Source organism: Clostridium sp. AM25-23AC, from assembly GCF_003435125.1.
In the GTDB taxonomy this organism is placed as follows: domain Bacteria; phylum Bacillota; class Clostridia; order Lachnospirales; family Lachnospiraceae; genus Pilosibacter; species Pilosibacter fragilis.
Genome location: NZ_QWGI01000053.1, coordinates 352 through 6,021, shown reverse-complemented (window position 1 = coordinate 6,021; position 5,670 = coordinate 352). Strand labels below are relative to the sequence as shown.

8 protein-coding genes and 2 pseudogenes are annotated in these 5,670 nt (G+C 43.4%); 2 read left to right on the top strand and 8 right to left on the bottom strand.

Annotation, left to right across the window (positions count from 1 at the left end; genetic code table 11):
- Positions 1–36: 36 nt before the first annotated feature.
- The 4 genes and pseudogenes from DW677_RS17160 to DW677_RS17150 form a co-directional block, all read right to left on the bottom strand.
- A pseudogene (locus DW677_RS17160) lies at positions 37–597 on the bottom strand (recombinase family protein); the annotation flags it as partial.
- 89 nt (positions 598–686) lie between these two features.
- A complete protein-coding gene (locus DW677_RS18455) occupies positions 687–863 on the bottom strand; it encodes a hypothetical protein (RefSeq protein WP_167541534.1) in 177 nt (58 codons plus the stop codon).
- Positions 864–996: 133 nt separating this feature from the next.
- A complete protein-coding gene (locus DW677_RS17155) occupies positions 997–1,200 on the bottom strand; it encodes a hypothetical protein (protein WP_238078031.1) in 204 nt (67 codons plus the stop codon).
- A gap of 507 nt (positions 1,201–1,707) precedes the next feature.
- Positions 1,708–2,130 (bottom strand): sigma-70 family RNA polymerase sigma factor, encoded by a 423-nt coding sequence (locus DW677_RS17150; RefSeq protein WP_181967577.1) that lies wholly within the window; start codon positions 2,128–2,130, stop codon positions 1,708–1,710.
- Positions 2,131–2,349: 219 nt separating this feature from the next.
- On the opposite strand from DW677_RS17150, the gene DW677_RS18450 reads away from it, so the two are divergent.
- Complete coding sequence (locus DW677_RS18450; RefSeq protein ID WP_158579320.1) at positions 2,350–2,529, top strand: hypothetical protein; 180 nt, start codon at positions 2,350–2,352, stop codon at positions 2,527–2,529.
- An 83-nt stretch (positions 2,530–2,612) separates the two neighbouring features.
- Here the strand turns inward: DW677_RS18450 and DW677_RS17145 are convergent, their stop codons facing one another.
- From DW677_RS17145 to DW677_RS17135, 3 genes are read right to left on the bottom strand one after another with little or no spacing between them, the layout of a single operon-like run.
- A complete protein-coding gene (locus tag DW677_RS17145) occupies positions 2,613–3,326 on the bottom strand; it encodes a DNA alkylation repair protein (protein ID WP_117535857.1) in 714 nt (237 codons plus the stop codon).
- Positions 3,319–3,723 carry an SRPBCC family protein gene (locus DW677_RS17140; RefSeq protein WP_117535858.1) on the bottom strand — a complete coding sequence of 135 codons (405 nt, stop codon included), beginning with the start codon at positions 3,721–3,723 and terminating at the stop codon, positions 3,319–3,321. The genes DW677_RS17145 and DW677_RS17140 overlap by 8 nt, the downstream gene beginning before the upstream one ends.
- Before the next feature lie 3 nt (positions 3,724–3,726).
- Positions 3,727–4,578, bottom strand: coding sequence for a GyrI-like domain-containing protein (locus DW677_RS17135; RefSeq protein ID WP_117535872.1), 852 nt, complete (start codon positions 4,576–4,578; stop codon positions 3,727–3,729).
- Between the two features lie 215 nt (positions 4,579–4,793).
- Here DW677_RS17135 and DW677_RS17130 point away from each other — a divergent pair, with 215 nt between their 5' ends.
- Positions 4,794–5,159: a helix-turn-helix transcriptional regulator gene (locus tag DW677_RS17130; RefSeq protein WP_181967578.1), complete on the top strand. Its 366-nt coding sequence runs from the start codon at positions 4,794–4,796 to the stop codon at positions 5,157–5,159.
- 169 nt (positions 5,160–5,328) lie between these two features.
- Here the strand turns inward: DW677_RS17130 and DW677_RS18970 are convergent.
- Positions 5,329–5,670: pseudogene (locus tag DW677_RS18970) on the bottom strand (hypothetical protein); the annotation flags it as partial.

Here is a 5,670-nt window from a genome sequence, read left to right as displayed (position 1 = left end):
TTTTTAGCCACAAGTGTTACAAAAAAGCTTGACCACAACAAGCCGAACATGGTCGGCGGCTACGGGGTCGGCAACCATTTTCTTTGTGCGGATACCCTCTACCACAGTAGGCTCTAACTGATAACCGTATGGTGCCTGTCCGCTCATGTGAAAGCCTTTCAGGCACCGTGAATAGTAGGCGTCTGTGACACGCTTCTGAATTGTCTCACGTTCAAGCTGGGCGAATACAATGCAGATATTCAGCATGGCCCGGCCCATCGGGGTCGAAGTATCAAACTTTTCCGTGGATGATACAAACTCCACATCGTACTCTTGAAACAGCTCCATCATCGTTGCAAAGTCCAGAATAGAGCGGCTTATACGGTCCAGCTTGTACACGATGACCCGCCGGACCTTTCCTTTGCGGATCTCGCCCAGCAGCTTTTGAAACTCCGGTCTGTCCGTATTCTTACCGGAATAGCCTTTGTCCTTAAATACCCGGCAGCTCCCGCCTTTCAATTCATACTTGCAAAAGTCGATCTGACTTTCAATGCTGATACTGTCCTTGCGGTCTACTGACTGTCTTGCGTAAATACAATCTTCTCTGATAAATTCCATATTGGGCTCCTTTCCTTGCTGGAATGGAGCTACCAACCTTACAACTATATTATACCATCAGCAGCCCCGGACAACAATGTTGCGAATGATTAGGGAAACCTGTCCCCATATTTGCTGAACACCTCAAAAAGGCAGCGCTCAATTTCTTTTTTGCGCTGTTCTTTCTCCTTCGGTGGAAGCACCGGCGTGAGGCTTTCCAGCACAATGATCTTCCCTTGAAATGCGACAGACTTTGTTTCTCGTTCATAAGTGACAGCTTGCGTCATTGAAAACCTCCTTTGCGAAAGTGCGTGTATATGCCAGCCTTTCCCGCTTGTCCTGTGGGGAAATGTCAAAAGACGGCACCCAGCAGGTGCCGCCCTTTGAGCTTTCTCCACTTCGGGTCAATGTGGCCCGAGGTCAGCAAGGACTGGAAAGGTACTTTTCTTTGGCGTCCTCCACGCTGTTGAGGTCAAATATTTCATAAAGTTGCCCCACAACTCGCCGTATATCCTTCTTTGAAAATCCGCAGTTCTCCATTGCCATAATGACATAACCACGGCAGGCGTCATTGCTCCATTCGTCCGGTTCCAAGCCGGGGATCATTCCAAACGCATTTCCCATAAAGTGCTCCTCTTTTGAAAAGATGGGGAGCCACGCCGGATCGGTTGGCCTATCATCAGACAGCATTGCCGGGGGCTCCCCATAGGTTTTCATTTCATTTCAGACACACCGGACGGACATAGGCTTCATGCCCCATAGTATTTCAACTCTCCCCATTCTGATGGCAAGGCGTTCTCATTGCCTGCGACGGCTCACGGCTTGCAAGGCCGCTTCAACGCTCGGACTGTGACTAAACGCAAGTATCCGGGTTCTGCGCCTGTTCCGGTGGAGCCAGCCTTGCCCCACCTATGGCATGGACCTGTTCGCTCGCTCAGTTTTACAAAGACTGTATTCTTTGAAATCTGAGGTCATGGCGGGTCTGTCACACAGCGCGTTCCCCTTCGTATCCGGGTGTCTTTTTATTCAATTTTCAATCTGCATGAGGCTTGTCTGAACCTCGGGCCATTGTGACCCGAAGTGTTTTGCCTCTCATAAGCCATTTCATTTTCCGGCCCAAATCGGTACTTATTACAAAGAATTTTTCAAAATTTTTTCTAAGCGCCGCAGACCTCGCTCGATTGCGACACGAACCACTTTTTCATGGACGCCCTCTGCCCGGGCAATGTCCTGTTTGGTCATGCCGAGAATGAAATGAGCGTAAATCCGTTTTGCCTGTTTGTCCGGCAGACTGGCAATCGCTGCGTGAAGCTCCTGCATGGTCACTTTCCGCTCATACAGTTCATGGGGAGATAAGGCAACAAAGACAGCTTCATGCTCCAGCCCATCATCCCGATCAAGGGAGTAATAGGCTTTGTGGCGATATGTCCGCAGACGATAGGCCGCCTCCTTGCGGTCAAACTCTTTGAACATATCGGCAATTTCCTCCGACACCTCCATGAAACAATCTGATGTATAGAATGGGTAATAGTCCCGCAAATTGATAATAGCCATATTGACCTCCGTTTCGGTTGTTGGTTGACGAGTGACCGAAACGAAGGCGGCGGGGAGCGGCACCGGGGAATGACTTCGGGCCAACATGACCCGAAGCAGCCCCATAAGAACACAAAAGCGCCTGGGCGACACAAAGCCGCACAGACGCATGAAATTTTATATTCATTTATGTACTGCCAAATTTCACATTCATAACCAGACTGTCCCGGAGGGGGAGCTATGCTTTTTTTAGCTGGTGCAGGTCATGGGTACTGTAAAAAAAGGCAAAAATGGACACGGCGATACCTCCTGAGCACCGCCGTATCCTCAAAAAAGGGCGACTTTAACACACCCTCCGTATTCTCATTTTTTCAAAAAGAAAACGGCGGCTTGAAATATGTTATTTCAAAACCGCCGTAAGGCTACTGTATTTTGTTTTGGCGCATGAATATCCAGCCGCCGAAACAACGGTTTTTTTTATTCCGTTGCGGGTGGCTACTCTTTCATCGTTCTCTGCCCATTTTGGAATTAGAAGTAATTAAGCGTTTCCGTTCTTTTACTTTCACGACAGTTTCTAATTCCTTTATGACATCTTTGGCAATCCAAATTTGAACTTTGTTTCCGCTGGCTAATAAATCGTAAGCAGTCAAAAGAACTTTTTCGGCATATTCAAAGTCTGTTTTTCCTATTTCTCTTAGCGCCCATGAAACAGCTTTCTTTATATGGTCATGTTCATAACAAGAATTTTCGTATACCAATTTCAAATAGATGTCAAGAGTTTCCTTTGTCATGCTTTTATCATGTATAGTAGACGCAGCAATTAAAACAAACGAAGCCCGTTTCTTATAGATGTGGTCAGCAGCTATCCAATTAAAAATAAAGTCCTCATAGTAATCTAATTTTATAATTAAATTCTTACATAAATGATCGCACAAGTCCCATGATAAAACTTCTGACATAAGTGTGTCAATTTGGTCGTAAGATAAACATTTATGATCGAATATTAGCACTGCAAGCAAACGAGCCTCGTGGTAATGGGTATTCCATAATTCAAAGGCCAATTCATTAGATTTATCCAGCTTTTTTGCAAATTTCCGCAGTGTAGATGTTGATACACCAATGCAAAATTTTTCTGGTATCCCCATTTTTATAACATTTTCTTTATATTTTTCTGAAGCCTCAGATTTTAGATAATCAATAATTTCTTTGCTATTCATAATTACCTTTCAATTTTCTCGCCAAATCTTTAACATATCTTGCCTGTTGCTTTTTCAAATAGGCCTTAACAAATGGTTTCATTAAAACTTTTTTTGCAGTTACATCCTCAGTAAAATCAATTTCTATTTTTTCGCCCTTTTGAGTAAAAATTCCAATCCAATGACCTTTTATATTGCTATTTTCCACGTCAAACTCCCATCGCTTGTATGGTTCAAAAAGGGTAATTGTAAATGTAGTGGCGTAGCCATTTTTTGTATATTCTATAAACTGTTTGTCACTTATAATTTCAGTTTTACTTAAATCAGTACGCCATATATAATTTTTTACATCAGTTATAACATTCCAAACTGTTTGAACATCATTTTCAAAAACAGCTTTAATATTTGATCTTGCCATAAATTACTTCTTCTCGTTTCGGATAGATAACCAGTATTCATACTCAGCATTTTCCGGATCAGCCTGTATATAGCGTTCAATATCTGGAGCATTTCCATATTCAAATCCAGAGAATGGGAGCCACTCAGTAATGACACGGCGTTCTAAGTCTTGCAAAGATACATTTGTTCCTTTCCCCGAGAAAATTGCCCATTTTGACGCAGGAATAATTAACTTCTCAAATTCAAATTTTGCTGTTTCAGATGTTGCAACTGCAATATAGTATTTCCATGTCTCATAATCCCCGCAAACACTTATCCCCAGCAAATCACAAACTCCGCCTTTTTCTAAGGAATTAAGTTTTGCAAGAGTACCATCCTGTACAGCGTTATCCCAAAACTGTGGAACAGTACAAAAATTTTTTTCCAGAGATTTATCCAATAACATAGAGACACCTGCTACTTCAAAAGCAGATCGTTCCTCAATCCGATAAGTTAGTTCTTCTGTTCCTGTGATAGTCAGCTTGAAACTAATTGGAGGGTATGTTTTTAATAATGTTCCCTTTTTTCTTGCCTCAGAGGGGGTAATCCCGTGGAGACATTGAAATGCTCGGCTAAATGCCGTTGGGGAAGAATAGCCATATTTCAAAGCAACATCTATGACTCGCTCTCCTTTTTGAATATCCGCCACAGCTAACGACAATTTTCTTCTGCGTATGTATTCGGATAAAGGAACATTATTCATAAAGGCAAACATTCTCTGAAATTGATAAGTAGAGCAACAAAGCATTTTTGCCAGTTCGTCATACTCTATGGTTCCTGTCAGATGATCTTCGATATATCTAATCGCAATATTAAGCTGTTTTACCCAATCCAAATTTATTTCCTCCCTTATCATAGCGAATATAATTGCTATTTTCCTCTCAATGTTTGCACAAAAATGAGAGATGAATTGCTATAAGAAAATTATAATTCACTTATTTGGTCCTAGCAAGTCAATCTGAACGAATAGATGAAATTAAATACTACTAAATGTAAAATTTCATTACATTCTCATAATCTAACACGAAATGTAGAATGATATAGGGTGATATGAGAATGAACCAAAATGAAAGAAGGTTTGACTTTCACGGCCTCGGGCTGGCACTCAAAAGAGCCAGAGAAGAAAAGGGCTGGACACAAGCCTATGTTGCGGAATTAGTAGACCGTGACTCCCGTACCATTATGAATATTGAGAACAAAGGCCAATATCCCAGCTTCGACCTTTTTGTTAAACTCATTACTATGTTTGACATTTCAGTTGACCAGTTTATTCATGCGGACGGAGGGGCGCAGACAAGTTCTTGCAGAAAGCACATTGATGTGCTCCTAAATTCTATGAATGAAAAAGAGCTTGTTGTAATAGAAGCCACAGCCGAGGGCATTAAGAAAGCCAGAGAAACGGAGGTTCCAGAATAAGGGCCTCTGTTTTTTTGCGCCATTTTAGGGGCTGTCGCTAAGTGGCAAGCAATGCCTCTGTGGCCACAAGTGGCACAAAGGCGGCTTGTTGGGGCTCGCCCCAAACCCGTATCTTCGGGCCAACATGGCCCGAAGTGTCAGCGTCGCTTTGCTCCTTGTTTTCATAACCTTAACGCTCCTTTTCCTGCTTTCTTCCCGGTTCGGTGTAGCCCATCAGAGTGTCAATGTTCGCTTTGATCGTGACGATCTCCTGCATATCCCGTCGTGCCTTTTGATATTCTCCATAGAGCTGTTTTTTCTTTGCTGTGAGCTTACGGCCTTCTTCCTTCAGCACATCCATTTTGGGGAGCTTCGCCCCGCCCAGCAGAGAGCGCATTTCCGTTTGTGCAGCCCGGTACAGTTCAAGGTCGGCCTCATGCTCCGCAAGGAATTTCCGGCTGTACTTCGTCGCCTTATACTGCTCAAAGACTGGACGGGTTTTGGCATACTGAATCGTTGCGGCCTTTAGCCC

Coding starts and splice junctions, on each gene's coding strand:
- DW677_RS18455 (WP_167541534.1), bottom strand. CDS start 863: ATGACGCAAGCTGTCACTTATGAACGAGAAACAAAGTCTGTCGCATTT.
- DW677_RS17155 (WP_238078031.1), bottom strand. CDS start 1,200: ATGGGAAATGCGTTTGGAATGATCCCCGGCTTGGAACCGGACGAATGG.
- DW677_RS17150 (WP_181967577.1), bottom strand. CDS start 2,130: ATGGCTATTATCAATTTGCGGGACTATTACCCATTCTATACATCAGAT.
- DW677_RS18450 (WP_158579320.1), top strand. CDS start 2,350: ATGCTTTTTTTAGCTGGTGCAGGTCATGGGTACTGTAAAAAAAGGCAA.
- DW677_RS17145 (WP_117535857.1), bottom strand. CDS start 3,326: ATGAATAGCAAAGAAATTATTGATTATCTAAAATCTGAGGCTTCAGAA.
- DW677_RS17140 (WP_117535858.1), bottom strand. CDS start 3,723: ATGGCAAGATCAAATATTAAAGCTGTTTTTGAAAATGATGTTCAAACA.
- DW677_RS17130 (WP_181967578.1), top strand. CDS start 4,794: ATGAGAATGAACCAAAATGAAAGAAGGTTTGACTTTCACGGCCTCGGG.